The organism is Paenibacillus sp. FSL R10-2736, assembly GCF_038000245.1.
GTDB classification, from domain to species: Bacteria; Bacillota; Bacilli; order Paenibacillales; family Paenibacillaceae; genus Paenibacillus_AQ; species Paenibacillus_AQ phytohabitans.
This window is the reverse complement of the sequence record NZ_JBBOBN010000002.1, coordinates 1,108,143-1,133,623: the sequence shown is the minus strand read 5'-3', so window position 1 is coordinate 1,133,623 and position 25,481 is coordinate 1,108,143. Positions and strand designations below refer to the sequence as shown.

The following is a 25,481-nucleotide window of genomic DNA, read 5'->3' as shown; positions in this document are numbered from 1 at the left end:
TTACTGTATATATCTATATACACAGTATATGACCTGTATTTTCCAGTGTCAAGGGTTTTCAACAAAAGTAATTGGGCGCATTATTATAGAGCCCGGAAACACGCCTTCCCGGTTCACTGTGCTATTATGGAATAATATGGGCCCGATGCCGCACATGCACCTGCTTCCTGCGGATCAGTAAGAACTCAGCATAATTAACGGATCACCGGGAAATATCGCACAAGGCATGGTGTGGAATTCAAATCCGATAGGGGAATTGGAGCATTGTGGTTAATGTATTGGATGTTTATATATTGGAGGTGCGTATAGTTGGATCTGCATAGATTGGATGATCCTTGGTTTACTGTAGAGTCTATAGATGAAACCACCTTCGCCATCAGCGAATACGGGCATTGGGAGCAGGTACATTCCTTCCTGCTAATCGGGGAAGACCGGGCGGCGCTGATTGATACGGGGCTAGGCATCGGCAATATCCGCAGCATAACCGGCCAGCTGACGAATCTCCCGGTTGATGTGCTTACCACTCATGTGCATACCGACCATATCGGCAGCCATGGGCAATTCGAACGGATCTATGTACATGAAGGTGACCGGGACTGGCTGGTCCACGGTATTCAGGGCTTGACTCTGGAGCAGATCCGGCGGGATATCGGCAGGGACATTACGCGCAAGGTTCCGGAGGGCTTCGATCCGGCGGCCTATACTCCTTATCAGGGGGAACCGGCGGGGCTGCTCAGGGATGGAGATCTGTTTGATTTGGGCGGAGGACGGATAATAACTGTGTATCATACTCCCGGGCACTCACCGGGCCATTTATGCTTCGGGGACGACAGCCGGGGACTCCTGTTCACCGGTGATCTGCTCTACGACACAACACCGGTCTATGCGTTCTATCCTTCGACAAGTCCTGCCGGCCTGGTGCGTTCACTGGCAAGGATTGCACAAATTGACGGCGTCCGCAAAGTGTACGGCTCGCATAATACGCTGGGGCTCAATCCGGAGATTCTCCGGGAAGCCGGGCGGGCGGCCCAATATCTGCAGGAACAGGAGCTGGATCATTTTGGAACGGGGATACATAGGTTTAAGGGGTTCAGCGTGCAGTTCTGAGCCACCGCTCCCCACTCCTGCACCACAAACAAAAAGCCCATACACCCGCCCCGCATAAGCGGAACAGCAGATGTACAGGCTTGTCTTCAATTACAGCTAACCGCCCATAATGACTTTCCAGACCGGCAGCGTATGTCCGCCCGGATAGAAGATGTAGAGCAGCACATAAACGGCAACACCCGTAATAGCGGTGACAAACCAGATGACAGCCGTCACTCTTCCCCACTTGCGGTGTTTGGCATACTTGGCCTTGAAGCCCAGCGTCAGCGTAGTGATGCCGAATACAGCAGCTACGGTAGCCAGCACAATGTGGAAGATCAGGAAGACATGGTACAGCGTCGACAGATCATCCGGTCCGCCCCAGGTCGTATTCCCCACGAATATCGTTCTTGACGAGTACACCAGGAAAAAAAGAATTGCCGCCACAGCAGCTGCAATCATTGTCTTCTTGTGCGCTTCGCGTTTGCCTTGAATGATTTGTCTCCAGCCGATAGCCACCAGCACCGCGCTAATGACGATGAACGATGTACTGATCGTTGGAAACAATGTGAAAATATCCATGATTATCCCCCTCGGCACTTACCAGCCCTTATAGTTCAGACCCTCCTCCGCAAGTTCAGAGGCAGGTGCGGACAACTCCGTGTCCTCTTGTCCGTTCTCTTTTTTATACCAATGATAGAACACATAAGCAAGCATCGAGGCAAAAATAAATTCCTGAATGAACTTCATCACGATGCCGCCGACCTGCTGATCTACCTTGGGGGACAGGGATCCGAAGAAGCCGGGACCGCCAAAAGCCTGCAGCAAAGCAGCCGGACTCTGCGGTACACAGTAGCCCATGGCCATCGCCCAGGTATTGGGGTCACTATACGTAGCATACAGGGGAGAACCGGCAAAAATAATCAGCCCGCAGGCCGGTGTCAGCAGGACCATGTTCAGAAAGATGAACCCCACCTGACCAAGGCCGCCCAGCGCCCGGTATTCCGGCAGGGGATTAATCAGATTCCACCACATGAGCCCTGAAGTCAGGAATAATACGGCGTAATACAGGCGGTGAACCGCGAAATGCAGCATGACATAATCATGAATCGCCGGGATATGGTAGAGCGAGAATAATCCGTTGAAGAGCAGTGCGGCAACGATGGGCTTAGCCAGAAAAGCAAGGCCGCGCAGCGGATTCACCCGGAGCAGCGCACGCCAGCACCAGTCAGGAATCCCCAGCATAATCAGCGGGACTGCGACAAGATAAGACAAGGCCATACTGACCATATGGAACGAAAAAAGGATATGCCCCAGCAGACTGACAGGACCGCCCTGCGCCAGATAGAGGGCCAGCATTCCGCATAAGAACAGCCCCCTCCGCCAGAAGGGGACTGCAGTACTGCCCTCAAACCGGGAGGCCAGCGGACCTATCAGCACAAAATACCCGGCAGTCAGCAGGAGCATCAGGGCCAGAAACAGCGGACTCCACAGTTCAGTAAAGCTGAAGTATTGTAATCCCGGCATCATGGCAAGCCCTCCCCCCGTACAGTCTTAATCCCACCATACCCAGTAGAGCGACATTATAATGCAAGTGCCCGCGATAAAAAATCCGCCCAGCATGAAGATGATCGGCATCATATGCCCTTTGTCCTTCAGATGCATCCAGAAGCCCATCTGCAGAATTACCTGCAGCACAGCCATCACCAGCAGCAGAATAACGGCGAAGGTGGGATTTACCCCTCCGGCAGCTACTGCGGCAAAGGCGATCAGCGTCAGTACAATGGAGAAGACAAAGACTACAATATGCCGCTGCGGTCCTTCCGGGCGGTGACGGTGCTTCACCGGAGAGTCCGGAGAATGCTGCTTCGTCGCCATGGCTTCATCCCACCTTTCCGAGGAGGTATACTACCGTGAAGATAAAGACCCACACCACATCAATGAAATGCCAGTACATCGCCGACACATAGATTTTCGGTGCAGTTACCACCGTCAGCCCCTTATGCATTAACTGGCCGATCAGTACTGATATCCACAGAATACCGAAGGCCACATGGGCACCGTGAAAGCCGACCAGGGTATAAAAAGCCGAGCTGAATGCACTGGTGGTCATTCCGAATTCCTCATGCCTGATGTATACGCTGAATTCGTAAATCTCCAGGACCAGGAAGCATAGTCCGAGCAGTACCGTGACCAGCAGCCAGTTCCGCAGCATGGTGACGCGGCCCCGGTGCATCGCCTGGATCGCGAAGACACTGGTCAGACTGCTGACCAGCAGAAGAAAGGTAGCCGCCGCGACCAGCGGAAGATGAAACAGCTCATTCGCAGACGGGCCTTCATTGGTCTGATTGCGCAGCGCCAGGAAGGTTGCGAAGAGGGTGCCGAAGAGCACCGCTTCCCCACCAAGGAACAGCCAGAAGGCCAGCACCTTGTTGCGTCCTTCGAGTGTTGCTTTTTCCGGTTCATGCGGGAGTGTCCCATTCGCTGCTTCAGCATGTGCTGTAGTCATATCCGCTCACCTTCCTTCCAGCTCTTCGGGTTCAATATGCCAGCCCGGATCATCGAACAGCGACCGCATCAGCATGGACCCGAAGGTAATAAGCAGTCCCAGTGCCGTAACGATATAGTTATTGAACAGAAAGCTCATTATACTGCTGCTGAACTCATCACGGCTGAACATGAAGCCCAGTCCCGCTATGAAAATCCCGACCGACATCAGGAACGGCAGGATCGTTGCCGAAGGCATATGAATCGAGCCCACCGGTTCGGACGGGGTCATCGCCTTGTGTCCGGCCATTTTTTCCTTCCAGAAGGCATCCAGGCCCCGCACCAGCGGCGTCTGCTTAAAGTTATATTCCGGCGGCGGTGAAGGAATCGTCCATTCGAGTGTCCGCCCGTCTTCCCACGGATCATCGGCTGCATCAGCCGGCCGTCTCGAAGTCAGGAAGATATTCGTAAGGAAGATCAGCATGCCGACCCCCATCAGCATCGCACCAATAGTACTGACCAGGTTAAGCAGATCAAACTGCTGATTCGGCAAATAGGTGAATACACGGCGCTGCATGCCCATCAGTCCCAGGAAATGCTGCACGAAGAACGTCAGGTGGAAGCCGATAATGAACGTCCAGAAGGTCCACTTGCCTAACGTCTCGCTGAGCATCCGCCCGAACATTTTCGGCCACCAGTAGTGCAGTCCGGCAAACAGCCCGAGCACCAGACCGCCGACAATAACATAGTGGAAATGCGCCACTACGAAGTAAGTATCATGGAACTGAAAGTCCGCAGGTGCAGAGGCCAGCATGACCCCCGTTACCCCGCCCATGGTGAAGGTTGGGATGAAGCCGGCTGCGAACAGATTAGGGGTGGTGAAGCGTACCTGTCCGCCCCACATGGTGAACAGCCAGTTGAAGATCTTGATCCCGGTCGGAACGGCGATCAGCATGGTGGAGACTGAGAACAACGCATTCGCTACCGGACCGAGGCCGGTGGTGAACATATGATGCGCCCAGACCATGAAGCCCAGGAAGGCGATCAGAATCGTCGCGAACACCATGGAGCTGTACCCGAACAGCCGCTTGCGCGAGAAGGTCGGAATAACCTCAGAGATGACGCCGAAGGCCGGAAGAATCAGAATGTATACTTCGGGATGGCCGAAGATCCAGAAGATATGCTGCCACAGCACCGGATTGCCGCCTCCGGCCACATTGAAGAAGTTGGCTTCCAGTATCCGGTCGAAAGTAAGCAGGACAAGGCCAACAGTAATAGCAGGGAAAGCGAATAGAATAATGGCTGAAGTAATAAAAGTGGTCCATGCGAACATCGGCATCCGCATGAAGGACATCCCCGGTGCACGCATCGTGATGATGGTGGCCAGGAAGTTAATGCCGCCAATCAGTGTGCCAAGGCCTGCAATCTGCAGTCCGATGGTATAAAAGTCCACCCCGTGCGTGGGGCTGTAGCCCGTGCTGGAGAGCGGGGTATATGAGGTCCAGCCCGCATCAGGCGCACCGCCCATTACCCAGCTGAGGTTGAGCAGAATACCGCCGAACAGGAAGGTCCAGAATCCGAGCGCATTGAGAAAAGGAAAGGCTACGTCACGCGCACCGATCTGCAGCGGTATGACTGCATTCATCAGTGCGAAGATGACAGGCATGACGCCAAGAAAGATCATCGTTGTGCCATGCATGGTAATCAGTTCGTTGAAGGTCTGGGCATCCAGAAAGGTATTCATCGGCTTGATCAGCTGAATGCGGATCAGAATTGCTTCCAGTCCGCCGATGCCGAAGAAGATGCCTCCAGCCCACAGGTAGAGAATCGCGATCTTCTTATGATCGACGGTGGTGATCCAGTCCATTAGCCCGGTATGCCGTTTAACGCTGTGGCCATGCTTCAAGGGCTGGGAGGGATGCAAGGATTGCGCTGCTTCGGCCAAGGTACGTACCCCCTTTTTCAAATATGCTGCTTCCGCTTCGGGCTATAGGCTATCCGGCTTCAGTCCAGCGTGTAACCGGCCAGAAACTCGGCAATTCCGTCAATCTCTTCATCGCTTAAGCCCAGATCCTTGGGATCCGGCATCTTGTTGCCCGGCTTCACGCTCTGGGGATCATGCAGCCACGTCTTCAGATTCTCTTCTACCGGTGCCCCGTCCACGCGTGTGTCGTCATTAAGCAGAATGCCGGCCACCGATTCGCGGGAGCCGATTCCGGTCAGATTGGGAGCCTGGGAAAGATCCTGCATACTTCCAGTCGCATGGCAGGTCAGGCACTGGGATTTGAAGGTCTCCGCGAGCGCCGGATCATCCGGCAACACGGAATCAGGAGCCTTCATCGAAGCTAACCACTCCTCAAAGGCCGTACTACTGACTGACTTCACCTTAAACTCCATGAAGCCGTGGGAAGGCCCGCACAGCTCCGCACATTTGCCGCGGTAAACGCCTTCATTCGGCGCACTGAAGCTGAAGCGGTTGACCGTTCCGTCGGGGTTTGTGTCCATTTTGCCGGAGAGCGAAGGTACCCAGAAGGAGTGCAGGACATCCTTGGTGCTTAGCTCAAAAGCGATATCCTTGCCGGCGGGAATCACCAGATCCTGTGCTGTTGTCACCCCGTAATCCGTATATTCAAACTCCCACCAGTATTGATGGCCGGTCACTTTGACCTTAATGGCATCCTTATCATCCGAATGATCATTGCCGGCAGCGAACACCGCCTTCACTGTAGGAACCGCCAGCACAACTACGAGAATAAGCGGGATGACCGTCCACAGCACTTCGAGCTTGAAGCTGCCTTCCACCTGCTTGGGAATCTCGTTCTGATCCGGCTTCCGGCGGAAACGGATCCATACATAAGCTGCAATGGAGAAGACGACCAAAAGCACCACGATCATGATTGAGATCGACAGCTTCATTAGTGCAAACGAGCTTTCCGCTGCGGGTCCCTGCGGTCTGAGTACCGACAAGTCTTCCCGCCCGCATCCGGCAAGAATGAGTCCAAGCGCTGCGGTCATGGGAAGAAGCCGCTTTCCAGCCTGCCACGTTTTCATCATTGATCTACCCCGCTTTTCCCGAATTCGTAGATTAGAGTATTTTCCTGTCAATTATAACAATCACTATTAATATAAGTTCGCCCCACTGTTTTGTCAATCGTTCACAACAATTTCACATAATCATTTTGAAAAAGAAAAAAGCTTGTCCTTACTGATTTTAAAAGCGCTTTCAAAATAAGCTAAAAACTGTTAGACTACTTTTAAAGCGTATTCATATGTATTTGTGTCTATTAATTCATTTGACTAATTATAGGGACCTGTATCCGGTAAACCGGGCATACAAAAAAAACCGATTCCAGCGGCAGCAGGCTGCCCGGGCACGGTTTATGAGAATCCTCATGGATGTTATAGCGCAAAATGTTGTCATCAAAAAGCAGAAGCAGAAGCAGAACAATTCTATCTGTTGTTTAAGAAACGGACGAATTCATTCTTACCAGTTCATGCTCCACAACCATGGTCAGCTCTTCTTCATAGCCTCCCGTGATCCGATACTTCCGGACGTACTCCTTCACAAATTTCTTGGGATCTTTGGGCCGGAAAATGCGTGTCATTTCCCGTAGACTTTCCTTGACTTCGTTATGACCTTTACTTGCCATGATCAGTTCCCTCCCAAAACATTGAAAATGAATGCTCCGTTGTAGAGAATGCATGATGAAAAGTCCGCCGTAACCTTGAAATGCAAGTTAAGAAACCATTACACATACGTGGCTTGCATTATCCGCCTTGACCATCCTTCCGGTATTCCGGAAATCCGCCTTGCCGGTGAAGCAGGTTCGTCGTGATTTGGGCTGAGAGTAAGGATGTCTCAGAGTAAAGACACCTTGACACTTTAGTTACCCGAAGAGCCACTTGCTGAATCACTCCTTTCGGGCCTTATCGTTATATTGTATCATATTCCAGTCCAAGTTCCACCTTTCCTTGTAAAATATGCGAATGGAAATTTTTTATACTTCTTTAGCTTCCACGCTAAGTAAGCTCCTCATTTTCCGCTACAACCGCTACTCCTGACCTGACCTCAGCAACGCGTCCGGCCCCCTGTGGCTAAAATATATAGTATGTCTTCCGCCAGCTTCGGGAACCTGATATTAGTCTACCCAATGCTGCAGAAAATATTGGATATATCCCCTGTGCAGCTCATACTTTAACGTGATTCTTCATAGGCTTGAAGGGAAGAAGGTTGATTATCCGTGCCTTTCTTCTCCAAACCAAGGAGAGTGAGCCCTTTGTCCCCTTTCAGATCTTCCACCGGATTGCCCGATAATATTGCCGCCGCCTTGTGTTACTTCTTCCCGTTCATTGGTGCCATTGTGTTCCTCGCGCTGGAGAAGCGCAGCCGGTTCGTCCTGTTCCACTCGCTGCAATCCCTGATTGCCTTCGGGGCGCTGATGGTAGCCCATGTACTGAGCGGCTTCATCCCTTTTCTCGGTCCTGTCGTGGCCGCCCTTCTCTCCCTGCTGGGCTTCGCCGTATGGCTGCTGATGATCTACCACGCACTGGGCGGAAGATGGTATAAGCTGCCCTGGGCAGGAGCAATTGCCGAGAGTCAGCTGCGGCAGCTGTAACCGGTAAAAAAGATTCCCTTTTGCCTGTCCTCTCCGTACAATGGAATCAGGACATACAGGAATCTTTACAGGCTGGGGGAACAACCATGTATTTATTGATCATAAATTCCCGCTCGGGCGGCGGAGCGGGGCGGCGGACTTGGCATACCGTTGAAGCCATGCTCAAGGCACGCGCCATTGCTCATGAAGCACTGTTCACGCAAAGCGCAGACAGCGCGGAGAATCAGGTGCTGCACGCCCTTGCACGCCGCGAGGACTGGCGAGCCGCCATCGTTATCGGCGGCGACGGCACGATCCACAGCGTGCTGGGCGCACTGCGGCGCAGAGGGGTGCCGCTCGGCGTAATCCCCGCCGGCTCCGGCAACGACACCGCGCGGGGCTTCGGCATCCCGCTCACTCCGGAGGCGGCGCTGGATAACGCGCTGCAGGACCGCTGCCTCGAAGCTGATCTGCTCTCGGGCGCGGACGGGCTCACCCTGACCGCCGTAGCCAGCGGCTTCGATGCCCAGGTGGCCGTCAATGTGAACAACAGCCGCTACAAACGGCTGTGCAATGCCATCGGCGCCGGCCGCCTGGCTTATATCATCGGCATTCTGCATACGCTGATTACCTTCAAGCCCTGCCGGGTCAGCGTGACATGCGACGGCAGGGAGCAGACCTTCGACCGGGCGTGGCTGGTCTCGGTCTGCAACCTGCCCAGCTACGGCGGCGGGCTGCTGATCTGCCCGCAGGCGGAGTCAGGCGACGGCCTGCTCGACGTCTGCGTCGTCCACGGGATCAGCCGCGGGCAGTTGCTGCGGCTGTTCCCGACGGTGGTGAAGGGCAAGCATGTTGCGCTGCCCTACGTCACCATGCTGCGCGGACGCAGCGTAGCCGTCCACTTCGCGCAGCCGCGCCATGCCATCGGCGACGGCGAGGGCCTCGGCACCGCGCCGCTGGCCGTGCGCTGCGAGCCGGGGCGCTGCGCGTGCTCTCGCCGCTGGCGGCTGCCGGCGCGCAGGGCGCGGCCGGGCCGTGCCACGCGAGCGGCTAGGCGGGGCGCGGGCAGCCGCGGCTGTGGGAGCCGGGGCGTAGACGGCGGGAGGCATGGCCGGCTGGCCGAGCACGGGCAGCCGTTAGCTCAACCGGCTGCGCCGGCATAAGCGGCGGGCTGTGGTCTCAATGCTTGCAGCCGGTACCGTCCACAGTCACAGCAGCCAACGCACTCTCTACCGCTTAAGGTTGCTTCCACCAACGACGTTCCGGCGATCTAGCCACTATGTCCCCCCTTGCGGACTGAGAGGACCTTATTCTCTCCGGCAAGGGGGTTTTTAGTTGACTTGCGGACTAAGATTCCGCTATGCCCCACAAATTGATTGATCTGATGCCCCAAATGAACAAACTAAGCGCACTGGAGTCCGCTTGGCAGCAAAAACACGCCAAATTTCCCAAATAAGCGCATTTCAGTCCGCGTAGTATATTGCACATACCTATCCCCCGCCTGAACCCAGTTACTCACAAACCTGCTCGCACATACCCTCCCGCTCCCGCACAACACCTGCATTACTCACACCAGCTTCTACAACGCACACTCCATTCTTACCATCACCCCATGATCCCTTGCTTCCATCATCCACTCTTCTGCCCGCCGTAACACCATGATCCCTCGCTTCCATCATTCACTCTTCATCCCGCCTCAACTCCATCACCCCATGTTCCCATCAATTCACTGTTCCGCCCGCTTCAAGCCCCATGTTACTCACAAACTAGCTCGCTCATCCCTTCAGCTTCAGTCCAGCAGATTCGTCTCAGTCCGGCCCACCATTACTCAGCAGACCAAACCAGCGCCTGACCGAAGCACAGCAGGTGTATGACTGGCCGCACGCTGAAGGCGTTAGCCGTGAGCTTCGTACCTGCTCTCTAAGGCTACAACCCAGCACTCCCCTCAGCCGCACTAACTATGCCCGCCTTCAAACACAAACAGGCAGGCCCACGGATAACCTCCGGGGGCCTGCCTGTTATTTACGTCTGCCGCAAAAGTGCACCCGGCAGTTCTCCTATTCCTCCACGAAGCCAACAACGCCGTCATCCAGCGAAGCGATCCGCACCAGCGACTCCACGCGGTAGCCGGCTTCCTTCAGCAGCCGGTTGCCGGGCTGGAAAGCTTTTTCGATCACAATCCCAATCCCGGCAACACTGCCGCCCGCCTGTTCAACAATCCGCGCCAGCCCGAAGGCCGCTTCACCATTCGCCAGGAAATCATCGACGATCAGCACGCGCTCACCGGGTGCGATGAACTTTCGGGAGACGGTAATTTCATTGGTTTCCTTCTTCGTGAAGGAGTAGACCTTCTCCACATAAATATCTTCCGTCAGCGTCAGCGACTTCTGCTTGCGGGCAAAAATCATCGGGACCTCAAGCTCCAGCGCCGTCATAATGCCGGGGGCAATCCCCGAGGATTCGATGGTCAGCACCTTGGTGATTCCTTCCCCGGCGAAACGGCGGGTAAACTCGCGCCCTACTTCACGCATCAGGAAAGGGTCCATCTGGTGATTCAGAAAAGAATCAACCTTGAGCACACCAGGGCCGAGAACAATACCTTCGTTAATGACCTTTTGTCTCAATAACTCCATCCGTGCTCCTCCTCTATCCTCAAATGGACCCTGCTTCGTCTGCTACAGACCCGTAGGTTTCTGGGGCAGCAGGTTACCGACAATCGACTTCAGCTCGTTATCCTGCTTGCTGTTCTTTTTGCCGTTGTCAAAGCTCGTAATCCGAATCTCTGAATACTTCTCTCCAGGTCCCACAGGTTTGAACACTAACTTCTCCCGGTCCTCAAGCCGGACATTAAAATTCATGTCCTTGAACATGCCGATTAGATCCTGCTCTCCCGGGGTCTTCCCTTCGTCCAAAAACAGCAATCCGCGTAACGGCTTCACGCCTTCCGAATGCTGCACATCAAAATGAACAATACACTCCACGCTTGTCACCTCCCTAGCTTAGTACCCTCTGCATCCCAGGAGCTACTCCGCCTGTTCTTCCCCGGCTTCATCCTGGTCATGCAGTACATATTTGCTGTAAATCCGGCCATAGCGTTCCCCGTACCGCTTCTGCAGCTCAGGCCCCATATCTTCTTCAAGCTCGAACAATACCATTTCCTGTGTAAAATGATTCAGCAGCAGTTCCACGAGCACCGGGTGCTCGGTAACCACCGCCTGCGCGGTTCCGTCCTCATAACGCATGCCGAGCATACACCAGGAACGGTCGATGACAAAAGAAAACTTCCGCCCCCCGCTGCGCTGTGGCTTACCGTCCAGCGGCGGCCATACCGGGTATGGCGCAGAGGCAGCGTTGCCGCCGTCAAAAGCCCACAGCAGCTTCACTCCGCGCAGCTCTGCCTGCTCCAGCTCGCTGCGCAGCAGCGAGGCTTCCTCCCGCCATACATCGACCACGATCTCCTGAGCCGCTAGATTCAGCTGGCGGATCAGCGCTCCCGTTACGTTGCGGTCACCTTCCACGTTATAGAATGAAGGGCTGACCGGGCCTCCGCGCGGCATTTCACTTTCCATATACGCCAGCGACGCCTGTACCCGGCCGGATATCATCGTCGCCAGCTCTTCAGGGTCCAGCACGCTGTAGCGGGCCGGCTCCCCTTCCCCGCAGCGTACGTAGCCTTGTTGCGTCAGGCGCTGAAGCGCCGCGTATACATTCGATCTTGATACTCCTAGCTGCTTTGCCACTTCGTAGCCCGAAGCCTGGCCCTTGGTGGCCAGCTCAACCATAATTTTGGATTCCATCTCTGTGAAACCCAAATTGCGCAGATGCAGCAGCAACTGTTCCATCTATGTTGTCCCCCTAAGCTGTCTGTCTAACCCTGTCTAAATTTGCTCCGACCCGCAGCGCGGGCACCACATTGAGCCTTTCGGCAGATCGGCGCGGCAAATCTGGCATTTCACAATATCCCGTGTACCCGATTCGCTGACGGCAGCCTCTTCTGCAGGCTCACTGGCTTTCCAGTCGCGGATCCGGCGGTCCAGCTCCAGCTGGCGCTCACGTTCACGCTCCAGTTCATCGGCCTCACGGCGGCCCCGTTCTGTATCCGGAAGAACCCGTTCATACTCTTCAGGCTCCGGTTCACCTTCAATTTCCGGCAAGGCTTCGGCGTACTGGACAGGCTGTTCAGGTCTCTTAGCGAGTTCCCGCTCCGCTTCTGTCAATTCTTCCTCACCGTAGTATTGATCTTCCTCATCTTCGTGCTCATGTACGGTATGTACCGTAACGGTAGGCGCCGGGTCCTTGCGCAGCACCGGTTCCTTGCGCAGTGGCAGCTCCTCGAGCTTGCGTCCGCAGTGCGGGCAGAAGTTGGCATCCAGTGCTACGATCTGGCCGCAGGTGCAGAGCCGTTCATTCTTCAGTTCGGCAATTCGTGCGCGAACGCCCTCAATCTGCTCCTGAAGCTTGTTACAGCCGCGCGCCAGCTCGATCATCTGCCCTTCTGCCACCGACATATCTCTGGAACGATATCCTTCGTAGAAAAGCTTTCCCATTTTCAAAAATTCAAGTTGCATCTCATGTTCGATATCAGAAATTTGCCCGTTCAGCTTGCCTACTTCCACCGAGCTTTGCGCTTTTTCACTCACCCGGCTGGCACCGTCTTTAATGCGTTGCAGAAAATTCATTGTAGTTCCTCCTTCTCCAGAGTGAGAATAGGCTGATTCGCAGCCGCAAAATAACCCCATACATCGTTATCGCTCCGTACAGCAGTGGAAACGTGACTCTATCATACCAAAAGTCCCTGACAGATTCATTATTTGTCGTCAGGTGTTAAATACTACATGACGAACATTATCGAATAATGGAGGGATAACATTGCCTGACGATAACCATAAACGATATTTCGTATCCGTGAATCATGGCCTGATTCAGGATGTGCGTAACGACTCGAACGAATTTGAGGTTCTGCTCTCGGATGAAGAGCTTACCGTGCTCCAGGATCTTCTGAAAGGTCTGGCCGGTGAGGACGACTATGCCTTCCGGCGTGCTTTTGTCCCCTATAAATCAGCCGATCATGATGATGCTGCGGAGCAGTTTGACGATGCCACTATTCATCTGTTCCAGTATTTGCATGACCACGGCACAGACGAAACGCGCCGGCTCATTGATGAAATGAATGTTCTGCAGAGGCTCGGAAATACCGGCTATCAGGATGAAGGTTACGGCGGCGGTTCTCCGACTAACAAGTAAAAACGGCTCTGCCGCCCTAATCTGGAACGTAAAGCCCCGTCCCGTCTGACAGATAAGCCTATTGTGAGCTAATACGCTGCTGCGGGAAGAATGTTTCTCTTCTGCTTCATCCGGCTTTGTTTTGCTTCCGGGGCTGTACTTCGGTTAAAATAGAATCACATAAACTGCAGCGCATTATATGCGAACGCCGTAGTCATCCGTTCATGGTCTACAGTCACAAATAACGAATACCGGGAGAGTTTCAGTGGAAGAATACGATAGTACACAGGTTACACTACACAAGTTGCAGGTCCATGTGAAGGATATGCAGAAGTGGCAGGTACACGAGGATTTTGCCAAGCAGGTTGAGAATTTCAAAGCTTTGCCGGCGCTTTACCGACATGCTCTGAATGAGCTTGAGAATAAAATTGATGTCATCCGTACAGAGTGGCAGGTACGCGACGGCTTCAGTCCCATTGAGCATGTGAAGTCACGCATTAAGGAACCGAAGAGCATTGTACAGAAGATGGAACGCAAAGGCCATGATTTCACGCTGGAAAATATGGAGCAGCACATTCACGATATTGCAGGTATGCGGATCGTCTGTGCTTTTGTGAAGGATATTTACCGGCTGGTGGATCACCTGTGCGCGCGCGAGGATATCCGTGTACTGGAAATTAAGGATTACATCGCCCATCCGAAGCCTAACGGTTATCAGAGTCTGCATCTTATCGTCGCCATTCCCCTTGTGCTGCTGGAAGGAACCCGCTGGGTCAAAGCCGAAATTCAGCTCCGTACACTCGCTATGGATTTCTGGGCCAGCATGGAGCATATTCTCTACTATAAATTTGACAAACAGCTGCCGCCGCATGTGGCTGAGGAATTGAAGGAGGCTGCGCGTGCCGCTGATGAACTGGATCAGAAGATGCTCCGCCTGCGCCGGGAGATCCTCGAACTGTCAGAAGCGGAAGGCAGCAGTAATGAGCCCTTAGTATAAGTATATTTGTATACAATCAAGGCAGTACTTTAACAGCTAGGATGTTAAAGTACTGCCTTGATTTGCGTTGTCCGCTTACAATTTATTCAAGCCAGCCGCACGTTTGGCGGCGGCTTCCGATACCCGGCGCATCAGCAGGGCAAGTCCTTCCCGGGCCTTGGGCGTCTGCGGCAGCAGCGCGCTCCAGTCCTCTTCCGGTTCAATGACATCAGGCATAGCCGGAAATGGCCGGGCAGAGATCTCATGAAACAGCGGCCCCGGCTGATGAAGCGAGCCCTCCGCAGCCGCCTCGGCCAGCCATTCTCCCGAGGACACTGCCGGACCTTTACGTTCCAGCCGGGCCAGCTCGGACGCAAGCGTTACAGGCGCAGGCGTCCCTTCTTCGGTAACCCGCTCATTCTCCTGCTCTGCCCAGAGAGCAAACACCCCGGAGAGCAGCTCCTCCTTGGACAGGCCGCGCAGGGCAAAAGCCAGCAGCGGCTCCTTCGCCAGCTGCTGCTTCACCCGAAGCAGCAGCTCCCCAGCGGGCAGCAAGCCTGTGCCCTGTTCATTGGCAGCCTGTTCGAGCTCAGCATCAGCAGGCAGCACCTCCAGGGCAGTAAGCCCGCCTTCCAGGCTGCCCTGGAGGAGATCATACAATTCACCCGGATGCGCTGAGAGCTGTAGCAGCACTTCGTTCTTCCGGGCGGCCGGCCACTCCGGTATGTGCAAAGTGAACACCGCGCGCTGCGCTTGTTCCTCTGCACCTGCGCCGGATTTGCCGCTCCGGCTGCCTACACCTTCCGCAGCAGCGGTTCCCAGGCTCCCGGTGGCTTTGATCTTTCCCGGCAGCACCTCCAGCTTCAACTCCAGCAGTTCACTCATGGATGTTCCCCTCTTTCTGCAATACAGCTATCATTTACATCCAGTCCTGTCCTTGCAGCTCGATAAGCTCCTTCAGCTCATGGTTGGACATTTCGGTCAACCAATTCTCGCCGGAGCCGACAACCTGCTCGGACAGACTTTTTTTACGTTCAATCAGTTCATCGATCCGTTCCTCCAGCGTTCCCTGGCAGATCAGCTTATGCACCTGAACATTCTTGTGCTGCCCGATCCGGAAGGCCCGGTCCGTAGCCTGGTTCTCTACTGCCGGATTCCACCAGCGGTCATAATGCAGCACATGGTTGGCCCTGGTCAGATTGAGGCCTACGCCCCCGGCTTTGAGGGACAGGACGAAGAATGCAGGACCTTCCCCCTCCTGAAAAGCATGCACCATCTCGTCGCGCTCACGCTTCGGAATACCGCCATGCAGGAAGAGCGGTGTCTGCCCGTATCTTCTGGCCAGCCGGCTGACGAGCAGCTCGCCCATCGCCACATACTGCGTGAAGATCAGCGCGGACTCCCCAAGCTCAGAGATGCTGTCCAGCACCTCGAACATCACATCCATTTTGCCGGAAGGCTCACTGCGCAGGCTCCGTCCGTCATCCTTGCGGAACAGCTGCGGATGATCACAGATCTGCTTCAGCTTGGTCAGGGAGGACAGCACCAGCCCCCGCCGGGCCATGCCCGACCGCTCACCGATTACGCCGAGCATCTCATCCACAACGCCCTGATACAGGGCTGCCTGCGTTTCTGTTAGCGGACAATACGACTTCAGCTCGATCTTCTCGGGAAGATCCTTCGAAATATCGGGATCACTCTTCAGGCGCCGCAGCAGGAATGGCGATACGAGTCGGTGAAGCTCACGCAGCCGTTCCCCGCCTTCGCCGGATACATACCGCTGGCGGAAGGAATGATAGGTTCCGAGATACCCCGGATTCAAGAAATGAAAGATCGACCACAGCTCGCCCAGCCGGTTCTCTACCGGGGTACCGGTCATCGCAATCCGGTGCGGTGCGGTCAGCTTCATGACACTCTGCGCCTGTTTGGTGCGGTGGTTCTTAATATACTGCGCCTCATCCAGCACAACGGTTGACCAGTGCACCCCGGCCAGATCCTCACTGTCCCGGCCTGCCAGATGATACGTAGTCAGTACAATCTCATGGCTGGCGGCAAGCTCGGTGAAGCCTTCTCCGCGTACCCGACGGCCGCCATGATGGATATGCACACTAAGCGAAGGTGCAAACCGCTGCAATTCCCGCTGCCAGTTCCCCAGCAGTGAGGTCGGGCAGAGGATAAGCACAGGCTCCTGCTTCTCTCCCGGCGGCGCATTCAGGGCACGGTCCAGCAGGCAGGTGATCACCTGCACGGTTTTGCCAAGCCCCATATCATCGGCCAGACAGACCCCGAAGCCAAGACCGCTAAGCGCCGTAAGCCATTGATACCCCCGCTCCTGATAAGGCCGCAGGGTACCGTTCAGGTCATCCGGCACCGGACGCATGGGCAGCCCGCGCAGCACATCGCCATGCATAAGAGAGGCCAGCAAACCGGAGGTCTCCATGCCCGTGACAGACATGCCCTTCCATAGCCGTTCTTCGCCATCCTCGGCTTCAAGGCGCATCCAGTCTGCTGCCGTCATCTCTCCGCTCTCGTTGCGCTTCATATATCTCAGGACCTGACGGACCTCCTTCGGGTCCACTTCGATCCATTCGCCCCGGAAACGTACAAAAGGCACTCCGGCTTCCACCAGAGCATTCAGTTCGTCCTCGCTGATCTCCGAATCGCCCAGGGAGGCCTCGATGCGGAAGGAGATCAGCTCCTCCATGCCCAGCGCTGCTTGTACAGGGCCATCCACTCCGCCCGGCGGCGGCTGCATCTTCATTCTCATCCCGATCCGCCGCCGTCCCTCGCGGCTCCAGCGTGAAGGCATCTGCACCGTAATTCCCCGTTCACGCAGCTGCTGTACACTCTCCTTCAGGAAGAAATACAGCCGCTCCGGAAGCAGCTCCACTCCGCGCGGCGCCGGTTCGGCCAGCGCACGCTGAATGTCCGGCGAGATCTTGGCTGCCCGCCCCAGCGCAGCAAGCAGCTGCTGCTGAATGTTGCGGTAGCGCTTGCCCCACAGCGTGAATTCCCGTTCCCGGCTGCTCCAGACCGCTTCGGCCGGAATCCAGAATTCACCTTCCTCCCGGCTCTCCGCCCAGAACGTCAGCCGCCACAGCTCACTGTCGTCCGCAGGCGGCTCCAGCCGCAGGCCCAGGCTGAGCTGTCCGCTGCGTGCCTCCTCAGTCTCGAAATGCGGCACCTCGTTGCCTGCCGTCTCACTCACGGCAGCCAGTAGCTCGGTCACTTCAGCCGGAGTCCCCTGAACAGGGATATCCCGGCTGCCGGTCAGCAGACTGTTCCACCACAGCTCAGTAAGCGGCGAGTAGCCGCGGCGGTAGTTCGCTTTGAATGGACTCAGCGCACTCTCGTTGGCCGCGACCACATTCTTAATCTCCGCTGTCATCACAGCCTGCAGGAACGAATAGAGCACGTACCCGCCTGCTTCCTCACGCGAGGACAGATCCCCCTCCTCGGCTACGTGAGTGCCGAGCGCAAGCACCGGCATGGAAGCCGCCATCTGCAGGAAGAATTCCTTATCCGCCTCTTCCCGGAAAGCCGGCGACCAGCATACTGCTGCCGCCTGCTCGCCTCCGCGGCGGCGTGAGCCCACCTTGCGCGGCGGCTGAGCGCCGGGTACAATCCCACCCTTGCCCATCAGCTCCAGCGCAAACCGGGCAGCAGCCGACCAGTAGCGCAGTTCTCCGCCCGGCTCTATGCCCTGGGCGCGGCTTGCCTGCTCATCCCAGGCTAGGAGCAGCTCGAAAGCGTCCTTGGGCGACAGGGCCAGCCCTTCGAGGGTGCGCCCCGGCATTCCGCGCCGCGCCGTCTTCCCTTCCACGGCGGCGGCGGCAGGATACTTCACTTCCGCCAGCCGCAGCGCAGCACCCGCAAAAGGACGCCAGCCGCTCCGGAATTCCAGCCGTTTAATCACACGTGTCCACGCGTCCACCTTCGGCTCAGAAGTTTCACCCGAGAAGCAAAATAATACGTCCCCTAACCATATTGCATACAGATGCTTAATCATTGATGATCTCCATTCTTTTAAGCAAACAGAAAGAGCCAGTCCGTCCCAGCGGGAAGACTGTTTCCTTCTCTGCGAGAAATATATTATGAAGCTGTACTAACAGCAGTAACTGTACAGCCATCCCATTGTGGTTATCACTGCAACTTTTTTCTTCATCCCTTCATCTTATACGAAAAAGTCTATATTTAAAAACTTTTCTGCACGTTTTCTGCAGAAAATCTGCAGATTCTTTTGCAAATCTGCCCATCCGCAGTTCCGTCAGCATCCCGGAGGGGCCTTTCAGACCCAATCGGAGCTGCTTGAAGTCATTTGACTCGCCTCGCTATTGGACTAAGCCCTTGATACCGCCTACGATAATCATTAACCCAATTGTCAGATATCCCACACCATCGGCACAGCAAAACTGGCAGCCGCAAGCATCGGCCTAACGCCAATAGGATTATTGTGCAACCAGTATGTCTTTCGGGGACCTCAACAGCACTGTACGGGACTCGCAGGCAATTCAGGAAACTTAATGGCATATCGGGAACTTCATAGTACCTTGGGAACTCAATAGCACCTTGAGAACTCACTAGCACCTTGAGAACTCCATGGCACCTTGGGAACTCAATGCTCCCTTGGGAACTCACTAGCACCTTCCTCATTTCCCCTCATCCCATACGCCGCAATTAAACTCTGATAGCCGTATTTAAGTATTTAAGACTAATTGTAAACACGCAACCGCTCAATCGGCGGTGGTCAGATCAAATAAATCCAAAATGTTGTATGTATTACAACCTTGATCCCATAATACGAAGGCTTCCGAAAGGAATGTTGTATGAAATGCAAGAATTATCTCCGAACGTCGCTTGAATGAGAGAAAATGCTGCATTCCTTACAACAATTTCCGATTCCGGTAGATTTCATGATAGGAATGTTGTATTTTGTGCAGGATTAAAATTTTCAATCAATTCAAAGCAGTGTTTCAGCAACTTGTTCAAATTTGATCCTTCGCCCGATAGCCCCACACGCAAAGGTAACAGCCAAGGTGCAAACTCATTTTCAGTCCTTACAAAGGACATCAATAGAATATTAAGTGGAATAATGTAACTTAATTCGGCTATTTTAAGCCATTCTCATCAAATAATTGGATAAACGCTACTTAATTTCGTCCATTACTTCTGGCTTGGCTCACATGCAGAAATTTAAGTGCTTTTTTTCCAACTGTTGTTTATCAGGTGGCCCTTCATCTGCCAGCAGGTGGAGAAAATCCAACTACTCCTGTCCTATGCATCACCTGTACCCGGCAAAACTGATTTTATCCAGCCAGCACAAAGAACCGTCCTCCCCTCTATGCGAGGCGAAGCCGGCTCTTTATAGACTAAAAGGGTTACTTGTCCGCCTGAATCCGCAGCTCCCCGCCGTCTGCAGCATCCGCTACCTGTACAATAATCGCACCCTTCTTGCCGTTATAAACCCAGCCCTCTTTGCCTTCCTCCAGCTGTTCCAGGGTGATCTCCTCAAGTCCGTCTACCGCCGCCACGGTGAAGAACGGATAACAGAGCGCAAACCGCAGCATCTCCCGGCGCGGCTTATAATCATGCACGCCATATACCCATTGCAGCACCAAACCGCCTTCAGTCCCCGTAGCCTGCACAGCAAGCTCCGTATATTGCCCTTTACGGTATCCGAAGCTGTGCCCGTCATCCTCATACAGCTTGAAGGCCGCCGAGAATCCTTTGGCTGCTTCCGCCCCGTACAGATGGAAGATGACCGTCTCTTCCGTGTCCTCCAGCGCATACTGCTTCAGCGGACCTTCGGCCGTGAAGCTGCCCGCCTTCACATACATCGGCATAATATGCAGCGGTGCAGCAGCAAGAATATGACGGCCGCCTTCGTGAATCTCCCCATCCCAATAGTCAATCCAGCAGCCTTCGGGCAGGTAGACCGAGCGGTGATCTGTATCCGGGCGGTAGACGGGAGCAATCAGCACATTCTCGCCAAGCAGGAACTGATCGCACAGATTGGTCACATGCGGGTCACGCGGATATTCAAGGATAAGCGGACGGATCACAGGCAGCCCGCACATTTCCGCCTCATGAAACAGATTGTACAAATGCGGCATCCAGCGGTACCTCAGGCCGATGAATTCGCGCAGAATCCCCTCCACTTCTTCCCCGAAGGACCAGGGCTCCTGACGCAGCGTTCCGATGGAGGAATGATTGCGGCAGTATGGGAAAAACACGCCCATTTGCGTCCAGCGCACCAGCAGCTGTGCCGACGTATGGTGGGCGAACCCGCCGATATCCGGCCCGGAGAACGCCAGTCCCGACAGTCCCATATTGAGTACCATCGGCATGGCCATCGCCATATGCTCCCAGAAGCTGCGGTTATCCCCGGTCCATACGGCTGCATACCGCTGAATACCCGCATAACCGGCCCGGGTCAGCACAAAAGGCCGCTCGCCCCCCATATGCTCGGCCAGTCCCTCATACGTGGCTTTGGACATCATCATCCCGTACAGATTGTGGTATTCCTCATGGGTAACCGGGCGGCCGTTGTTGAAATGCATCACATCGAGATCCATCGTCTTGGTCTCATTGAAGACCGCCGGCTCGTTCATATCATTCCAGATCCCCTGGATGCCCAGGTCCGTGTAATACTTGTGCAGGTCGCCCCACCACTCGGCGGTCCGGCTGTCGCTGAAATCGGGAAATGCGCTGATCCCCGGCCAGACTTCGCCGAAGAAGATATCGCCCTCCAGACGGCGGCAGAAATGCTTTTCCAGCACACCTTGCTTGTAGACGTCGTATTTGGGGTCTTTTTTGACTCCGGGATCCACAATGGGCACGATCCGCACACCCAGCTCCCCGAGCTCCGATATCATTTTCTGCGGATCCGGGAAGTTCACGGGGTCAAAGGTAAATACGCGGTACTCATCCATATAATGGATATCCAGATAAATGACGTCGCACGGAATATCCTTCTCACGGAAGGTACGTGCCAGCTGCAGCACCTCCTGCTGGTTCATATAGCTATAGCGCGACTGGTGGTAGCCGATCGCCCATTTGGGAGGAAGCGCAATCCGGCCGGTGAGCGAGGTGTATCTTTTGACCACATCCTTCATCTCGGGCCCGTTGATGAAATAAATGTCGTATTCTCCCGTAGAACAGCCAATGGTAAAAGCAACGCCATGCGAACGCATGTCGAAATCACTCCGGCCCGTATTGTCCAGAAATAATCCGTAGGAGAGATCGCCGTGCATGTGAATGAGCAGCGGAATAGATTCGTAGAGTGCCTCAATCTCCGGCAGATGCGGGGCAAAAACATCGGTATTCCAGTTCGTATAACGCTCCCCGCGTTTATCGAGGAAGCTCGACTTCTCACCCAGTCCGTAAAAATGTGAATCCGGCTGCATATCATACTCCGCATGACTTGCGCCGCGCGGGTTCCAGCTGGTCAGATTCTGCTGCATAATCACCTTGCCCGAGGTATTCTCCACACGGAGAAGAAACGATGTTTTCTCGATAATCAGCCGGATGGCGCTCGTTGTGAAGATCAGCTGCTCCTCCGTCTCATCCACAGGAAACAGATGCGGGATACAGCTCTCATTCATCACCGCCTCCGATGTGGTCAGGTCAGGAACCTCACCATGGAAGACTTTCATCCGGAACATATCATCGCTCAAAAAGATAAAGACAACCCCGGCGCATTCCCCGCGGCAGATATAGACATTCTCCGACCGTTCCCAGGAAACCACGCTTCCCGGAGTGTTCCAGGTCTCCTTCATTACGAGTGGTCCCATCTTCTCGGGGCGTATCGCCTCGCTGCTCTCCATGCCTCTTGTCCCCCTTCGGCTATTGCCTGCTTGATCTTAATCGTTCCCGTATTAGCTCTTCTTCTCTACATATTACCCCGAGCTTACGGAAAGCTATCCGTTAATTTCATGACCTGTTGGTCATTTTTTTGCCGGAGATAGTCTTAATTGATGTTAAAGCGGGTATATTCAATGTAGGCCAAGGATAGGCACGTACTAATAACCTAACTTAGGGAGTGACAAGAACATGAAAAGAAGCAACCCTTATAAGTGGTGGAATCTGCTGCTGTACCTCGGCGTGCTTGCCGTCAATACGCTGTCGGTGACGCTGCCGCTTGGCGGGAACAGTACCGGAGAAATTTCAGACAGATATCATACTTACCTTACACCGGCCGGCTACGCATTCTCCATCTGGTCTCTGATCTACCTGCTGCTTGCCGGGTTCATTATTTATCAGTTCCGCAGTGATACCGGAGGCAGAGATTCCGTGCAGCGTATAGGCATCTGGTTCATGCTCAGCTGTATATTTAATATGGGCTGGCTGTTCCTCTGGCATTATTTGTACATCGAGCTGTCGCTGGTTGTCATGGTGCTAATGCTGGTTTCACTGATCGTAATCTACCGCCGTACCCGCACCATCCCGGACCCCACCTCCGGCGAGAAATGGCTGGTTAGACTGCCCTTCAGCATTTATCTAGGCTGGATCTCTGTAGCTACCATCGTTAATGTCAGCATCGTGCTGGAGAAGAACAACTGGGACGGCTTCGGGCTAAGCGATTCACTCTGGGCTGTAATTATGCTCTGTGTAGGTGCAGTGCTGGCTGTTATTGTAAGCTTCCCTCACCGGGACAGCCTTTATCCGCTCGTCTTCGTCTGGGCCTTCATTGCCATTGCTATCGAACAGAAGGATACAGATAATATTTTCTTCACCGGGCTGATTGCTGCAGGACTTCTGCTGCTCTACAGCATCTGGCTGCTGCTCACCCCGCCGCGTACCCGCAGCAGATATTAACGATATCGGTGAAAAGACCCAAAGCTGCCCCGCTCCTGCAAAGGGACGGGGCAGCCTTTATCATTACCGGCTTACCTGCGGATTTGTTTGTCAGCTCAAATCTGACGGCAGCTGGCGTTCCAGCCAGCTCTCCATATACTCTGCCACCTCTTCCCAGCCCGGCTCGGCAATGATCCAATGGCTGCGGCCGGCAAACTCCTTGTATTCGGTCACCGCTCCCGAGTTCTGATTGTAGAAGCCGAAGTTTTTGCGCACCATCTTCGCAGGAATGATCCGGTCCACCTCTCCTGCAATCATGAGCAGCGGCCCGCGGTCACCGTTGTTGTAATTGACCGCTGCCGGCGTCTTGGCAGAGAATGGTGCGGCGGCGGCCTGGAAGAAGATCCGTGAGGTCTCCGGCACCACATGCTCCCGGTATGCCTGCTCCTGTTCAGCTTTAGGCATATTATGAACGAAGCCGTATTTGAATTCCTTCGGGTTCATGAGGAAGGTTTTCTTCCAGGGGGTCAGGAAGATGCGGGCAATGGTCCGGGTAGTTGTCGGATAAGCCGCCGCGACGATTCCTTTGGTGCCTGCAGAATCAATGGCAATTCCGGCCAGGCCCAGATTCCGGTCCATCAGGAGCTGGGTCAGGGCTCCGCCGAAGGAATGACCGATAATAACCGGCTTCCGGGGCAGGGTGCGGATAATACGGGCATAGTGCTCAACCAGTTCACCGAGGCCGACTCCGCCCAATTGACCGGAAGGATCACTCTTCAGCTTAGCCGCCTTCGTTTCGTGATAAGGCCAGGCCGGTGCAAGCACCGGGAACCCCTGGCTGCTGAAATAGCCCATCAGTGTTTCAAAGCTCTTAGGGGTTACAAACGCACCGTGGATAAAAATAATGGTTGGTTTTGTCATTATAAACATCTCCTTTGTTTTTACCTACTAGTAGGTAGGTTATAGATAAAAAAATATGATCTCACTTTCTTTTCTTAATCTGATTTCCCCATCTACATGTTATGCCTTACGGCTTATATCTTTGTATGAAGCTCGTTCTGCTTTACCCGTCACTCTGCCGCTTCAAGTATATGACGGGTATCTTTAACCGGACTTACTTTGCCGGGTGAATCTGATGCAGCAATCCGCTCTTGATCATCCGGAATTGCCCTACATCATTAAATGTCCGTGCAGCTAGCATTCCGCCGTGAATACCTGCCAGTATTCCATGAGCCATTTCTTCATCCGATACATCAGCAGTTGTATATTGCAGCGGCACCTTGCTCTCCTTAAGCAGCTTCGTGAACCAGTCCGTCAGCTCCTCAAAATGCGCCTTGATCTCACTGCGCACCTCATCCGGAAGAATCGGAATCTCCGACGCCAGCAGTGCGCAGAGACAAATATCTGTTGCCTGTGCCTCCAGGCAGTCCTCCCAATAGTTCAAATATTGTGTCAGCTTCTCCTGCGGATCACCTTCCATCCCGTCCAGCAAAGCCAGATTGGATTTAATCTGCTGCCGGTAACGGCCTACTACACTTTGCACCAGATTAGCCTTGGAAGGAAAGTGGTAGTGGATGCTTGCCTTCTGAATCCCGATCTCCCCGGCAATATCCGCATAGCTGAACGCACTGTACCCCCTCTCAAGAATAAAATGGTTGGCCACATCCATGATTTCATCGGCTCTGCTCATTTCCTTCACCTCTTGATTCGAGTATACCTACTAGTAGGTAGAATGTCAACAACTTCAATAATTTTTTCTATTCCACACCATTCCGCAGCAAAAATCCCACGCACCTGCAAAGAGGTACATGGGATTCGGCCAAGCATTTCGGGTTCTATCTTCAGTAAAGCTTATTTCTTGCGTGCTACCGCTTCGATCTCAACAAGTGCATCCTTCGGCAGGCGCGCAACTTCGACTGCGCTGCGGGCCGGATAAGGCTCAGTAAAGAAAGTGGCGTATACTTCATTAACGGCTGCGAAATCATTCATATCCTTCAGATATACCGTTGTTTTGACTACATGGTCCATAGATGCGCCGGCCTCTTCAAGAATGGCCTTCACATTGCTAAGTGACTGGCGTGCCTGCTCCTGCACATTGTCCGCCAGTGCGGCCGTTTCCGGGTCCATACCAAGCTGGCCGGAGGTGTATACCCAGTTGCCGGCAATAATTGCTTGGCTATACGGTCCGATGGCCCCCGGGGCTTTGCTTGTTGCTACCTGCTTTTTACTCATGTCTCGCTCCTCCTGCTTGCTGTACGCGGCCTGCGGGCCGTTATGTACACATCATTTTATGTCTCATTGTAAGTCCTGAGGTCTGC

24 protein-coding genes are annotated in these 25,481 nt (G+C 54.3%); 6 read left to right on the top strand and 18 right to left on the bottom strand.

Annotated elements, in window-relative coordinates:
- The first annotated feature begins 309 nt into the window (after positions 1 to 309).
- The gene (locus tag NSQ73_RS33030; RefSeq protein ID WP_340990401.1) at positions 310 to 1,107 is read left to right on the top strand and encodes an MBL fold metallo-hydrolase; all 798 of its coding nucleotides are present in this window, start codon (positions 310 to 312) and stop codon (positions 1,105 to 1,107) included.
- A gap of 96 nt (positions 1,108 to 1,203) precedes the next feature.
- On the opposite strand, the gene NSQ73_RS33025 is transcribed toward NSQ73_RS33030, so the two are convergent.
- The 7 genes from NSQ73_RS33025 to NSQ73_RS32995 all read right to left on the bottom strand — a co-directional run bounded on the left by NSQ73_RS33025 (position 1,204) and on the right by NSQ73_RS32995 (position 7,223).
- A complete protein-coding gene (locus NSQ73_RS33025) occupies positions 1,204 to 1,668 on the bottom strand; it encodes a DUF420 domain-containing protein (protein ID WP_340990399.1) in 465 nt (154 codons plus the stop codon).
- Between the two features lie 18 nt (positions 1,669 to 1,686).
- The gene (gene ctaG / locus NSQ73_RS33020) at positions 1,687 to 2,613 is read right to left on the bottom strand and encodes a cytochrome c oxidase assembly factor CtaG (RefSeq protein ID WP_340949016.1); all 927 of its coding nucleotides are present in this window, start codon (positions 2,611 to 2,613) and stop codon (positions 1,687 to 1,689) included.
- 27 nt (positions 2,614 to 2,640) lie between these two features.
- Positions 2,641 to 2,964, bottom strand: coding sequence for a cytochrome C oxidase subunit IV family protein (locus NSQ73_RS33015; RefSeq protein ID WP_171720225.1), 324 nt, complete (start codon positions 2,962 to 2,964; stop codon positions 2,641 to 2,643).
- Between the two features lie 4 nt (positions 2,965 to 2,968).
- On the bottom strand, positions 2,969 to 3,595 hold the full coding sequence (locus NSQ73_RS33010; protein ID WP_039306709.1) for a cytochrome (ubi)quinol oxidase subunit III: 627 nt from the start codon (positions 3,593 to 3,595) through the stop codon (positions 2,969 to 2,971).
- Positions 3,596 to 3,601: 6 nt separating this feature from the next.
- A complete protein-coding gene (gene ctaD / locus NSQ73_RS33005; protein ID WP_340990726.1) occupies positions 3,602 to 5,440 on the bottom strand; it encodes a cytochrome c oxidase subunit I in 1,839 nt (612 codons plus the stop codon).
- 137 nt (positions 5,441 to 5,577) lie between these two features.
- Positions 5,578 to 6,627 carry a cytochrome c oxidase subunit II gene (gene coxB / locus NSQ73_RS33000; protein WP_039306711.1) on the bottom strand — a complete coding sequence of 350 codons (1,050 nt, stop codon included), beginning with the start codon at positions 6,625 to 6,627 and terminating at the stop codon, positions 5,578 to 5,580.
- Positions 6,628 to 7,034: 407 nt separating this feature from the next.
- Positions 7,035 to 7,223 carry a hypothetical protein gene (locus tag NSQ73_RS32995; RefSeq protein ID WP_019913840.1) on the bottom strand — a complete coding sequence of 63 codons (189 nt, stop codon included), beginning with the start codon at positions 7,221 to 7,223 and terminating at the stop codon, positions 7,035 to 7,037.
- Between the two features lie 627 nt (positions 7,224 to 7,850).
- Between NSQ73_RS32995 and NSQ73_RS32990 the strand changes: the two genes are divergently transcribed.
- Positions 7,851 to 8,189, top strand: a complete 339-nt coding sequence (locus NSQ73_RS32990; protein WP_340990395.1) for a DUF4870 domain-containing protein — start codon at positions 7,851 to 7,853, stop codon at positions 8,187 to 8,189.
- 86 nt (positions 8,190 to 8,275) lie between these two features.
- Positions 8,276 to 9,331, top strand: coding sequence for a diacylglycerol/lipid kinase family protein (locus tag NSQ73_RS32985; protein ID WP_340990393.1), 1,056 nt, complete (start codon positions 8,276 to 8,278; stop codon positions 9,329 to 9,331).
- A 348-nt stretch (positions 9,332 to 9,679) separates the two neighbouring features.
- Here the strand turns inward: NSQ73_RS32985 and NSQ73_RS32980 are convergent, their stop codons facing one another.
- The 5 genes from NSQ73_RS32980 to NSQ73_RS32960 all read right to left on the bottom strand — a co-directional run bounded on the left by NSQ73_RS32980 (position 9,680) and on the right by NSQ73_RS32960 (position 12,847).
- Entirely contained in the window at positions 9,680 to 9,847 is a 168-nt protein-coding gene (locus NSQ73_RS32980; RefSeq protein WP_340990392.1) for a hypothetical protein, read from the bottom strand.
- Positions 9,848 to 10,225: 378 nt separating this feature from the next.
- Positions 10,226 to 10,801, bottom strand: coding sequence for a xanthine phosphoribosyltransferase (locus NSQ73_RS32975; protein ID WP_042133215.1), 576 nt, complete (start codon positions 10,799 to 10,801; stop codon positions 10,226 to 10,228).
- A 42-nt stretch (positions 10,802 to 10,843) separates the two neighbouring features.
- Positions 10,844 to 11,149, bottom strand: a complete 306-nt coding sequence (locus NSQ73_RS32970) for a hypothetical protein (protein WP_171720228.1) — start codon at positions 11,147 to 11,149, stop codon at positions 10,844 to 10,846.
- Between the two features lie 42 nt (positions 11,150 to 11,191).
- Positions 11,192 to 12,010, bottom strand: a complete 819-nt coding sequence (locus NSQ73_RS32965) for a TrmB family transcriptional regulator (RefSeq protein WP_039309760.1) — start codon at positions 12,008 to 12,010, stop codon at positions 11,192 to 11,194.
- 36 nt (positions 12,011 to 12,046) lie between these two features.
- Positions 12,047 to 12,847 (bottom strand): zinc ribbon domain-containing protein, encoded by an 801-nt coding sequence (locus tag NSQ73_RS32960; RefSeq protein WP_340990391.1) that lies wholly within the window; start codon positions 12,845 to 12,847, stop codon positions 12,047 to 12,049.
- Between the two features lie 190 nt (positions 12,848 to 13,037).
- Between NSQ73_RS32960 and NSQ73_RS32955 the strand changes: the two genes are divergently transcribed.
- On the top strand, positions 13,038 to 13,412 hold the full coding sequence (locus tag NSQ73_RS32955) for a hypothetical protein (RefSeq protein WP_039309768.1): 375 nt from the start codon (positions 13,038 to 13,040) through the stop codon (positions 13,410 to 13,412).
- A 304-nt stretch (positions 13,413 to 13,716) separates the two neighbouring features.
- Positions 13,717 to 14,388, top strand: a complete 672-nt coding sequence (locus NSQ73_RS32950; RefSeq protein WP_042140699.1) for a GTP pyrophosphokinase — start codon at positions 13,717 to 13,719, stop codon at positions 14,386 to 14,388.
- 75 nt (positions 14,389 to 14,463) lie between these two features.
- Here NSQ73_RS32950 and NSQ73_RS32945 read toward each other — a convergent pair whose 3' ends face one another.
- The 3 genes from NSQ73_RS32945 to NSQ73_RS32935 all read right to left on the bottom strand — a co-directional run bounded on the left by NSQ73_RS32945 (position 14,464) and on the right by NSQ73_RS32935 (position 22,193).
- Positions 14,464 to 15,252 (bottom strand): hypothetical protein, encoded by a 789-nt coding sequence (locus tag NSQ73_RS32945; protein WP_340990390.1) that lies wholly within the window; start codon positions 15,250 to 15,252, stop codon positions 14,464 to 14,466.
- A 34-nt stretch (positions 15,253 to 15,286) separates the two neighbouring features.
- Positions 15,287 to 18,376, bottom strand: a complete 3,090-nt coding sequence (locus NSQ73_RS32940) for a DEAD/DEAH box helicase (RefSeq protein ID WP_340990389.1) — start codon at positions 18,374 to 18,376, stop codon at positions 15,287 to 15,289.
- A gap of 1,369 nt (positions 18,377 to 19,745) precedes the next feature.
- The gene (locus NSQ73_RS32935; protein WP_340990388.1) at positions 19,746 to 22,193 is read right to left on the bottom strand and encodes a glycoside hydrolase family 31 protein; all 2,448 of its coding nucleotides are present in this window, start codon (positions 22,191 to 22,193) and stop codon (positions 19,746 to 19,748) included.
- Between the two features lie 226 nt (positions 22,194 to 22,419).
- On the opposite strand from NSQ73_RS32935, the gene NSQ73_RS32930 reads away from it, so the two are divergent.
- Positions 22,420 to 23,184, top strand: coding sequence for a tryptophan-rich sensory protein (locus NSQ73_RS32930; RefSeq protein ID WP_340990387.1), 765 nt, complete (start codon positions 22,420 to 22,422; stop codon positions 23,182 to 23,184).
- 90 nt (positions 23,185 to 23,274) lie between these two features.
- Here the strand turns inward: NSQ73_RS32930 and NSQ73_RS32925 are convergent, their stop codons facing one another.
- The 3 genes from NSQ73_RS32925 to NSQ73_RS32915 all read right to left on the bottom strand — a co-directional run bounded on the left by NSQ73_RS32925 (position 23,275) and on the right by NSQ73_RS32915 (position 25,395).
- Complete coding sequence (locus NSQ73_RS32925) at positions 23,275 to 24,084, bottom strand: alpha/beta hydrolase (protein ID WP_171720235.1); 810 nt, start codon at positions 24,082 to 24,084, stop codon at positions 23,275 to 23,277.
- A 193-nt stretch (positions 24,085 to 24,277) separates the two neighbouring features.
- On the bottom strand, positions 24,278 to 24,853 hold the full coding sequence (locus tag NSQ73_RS32920; protein WP_340990384.1) for a TetR/AcrR family transcriptional regulator: 576 nt from the start codon (positions 24,851 to 24,853) through the stop codon (positions 24,278 to 24,280).
- Positions 24,854 to 25,014: 161 nt separating this feature from the next.
- Positions 25,015 to 25,395, bottom strand: a complete 381-nt coding sequence (locus NSQ73_RS32915) for a RidA family protein (protein ID WP_171720237.1) — start codon at positions 25,393 to 25,395, stop codon at positions 25,015 to 25,017.
- Positions 25,396 to 25,481: the final 86 nt, after the last annotated feature.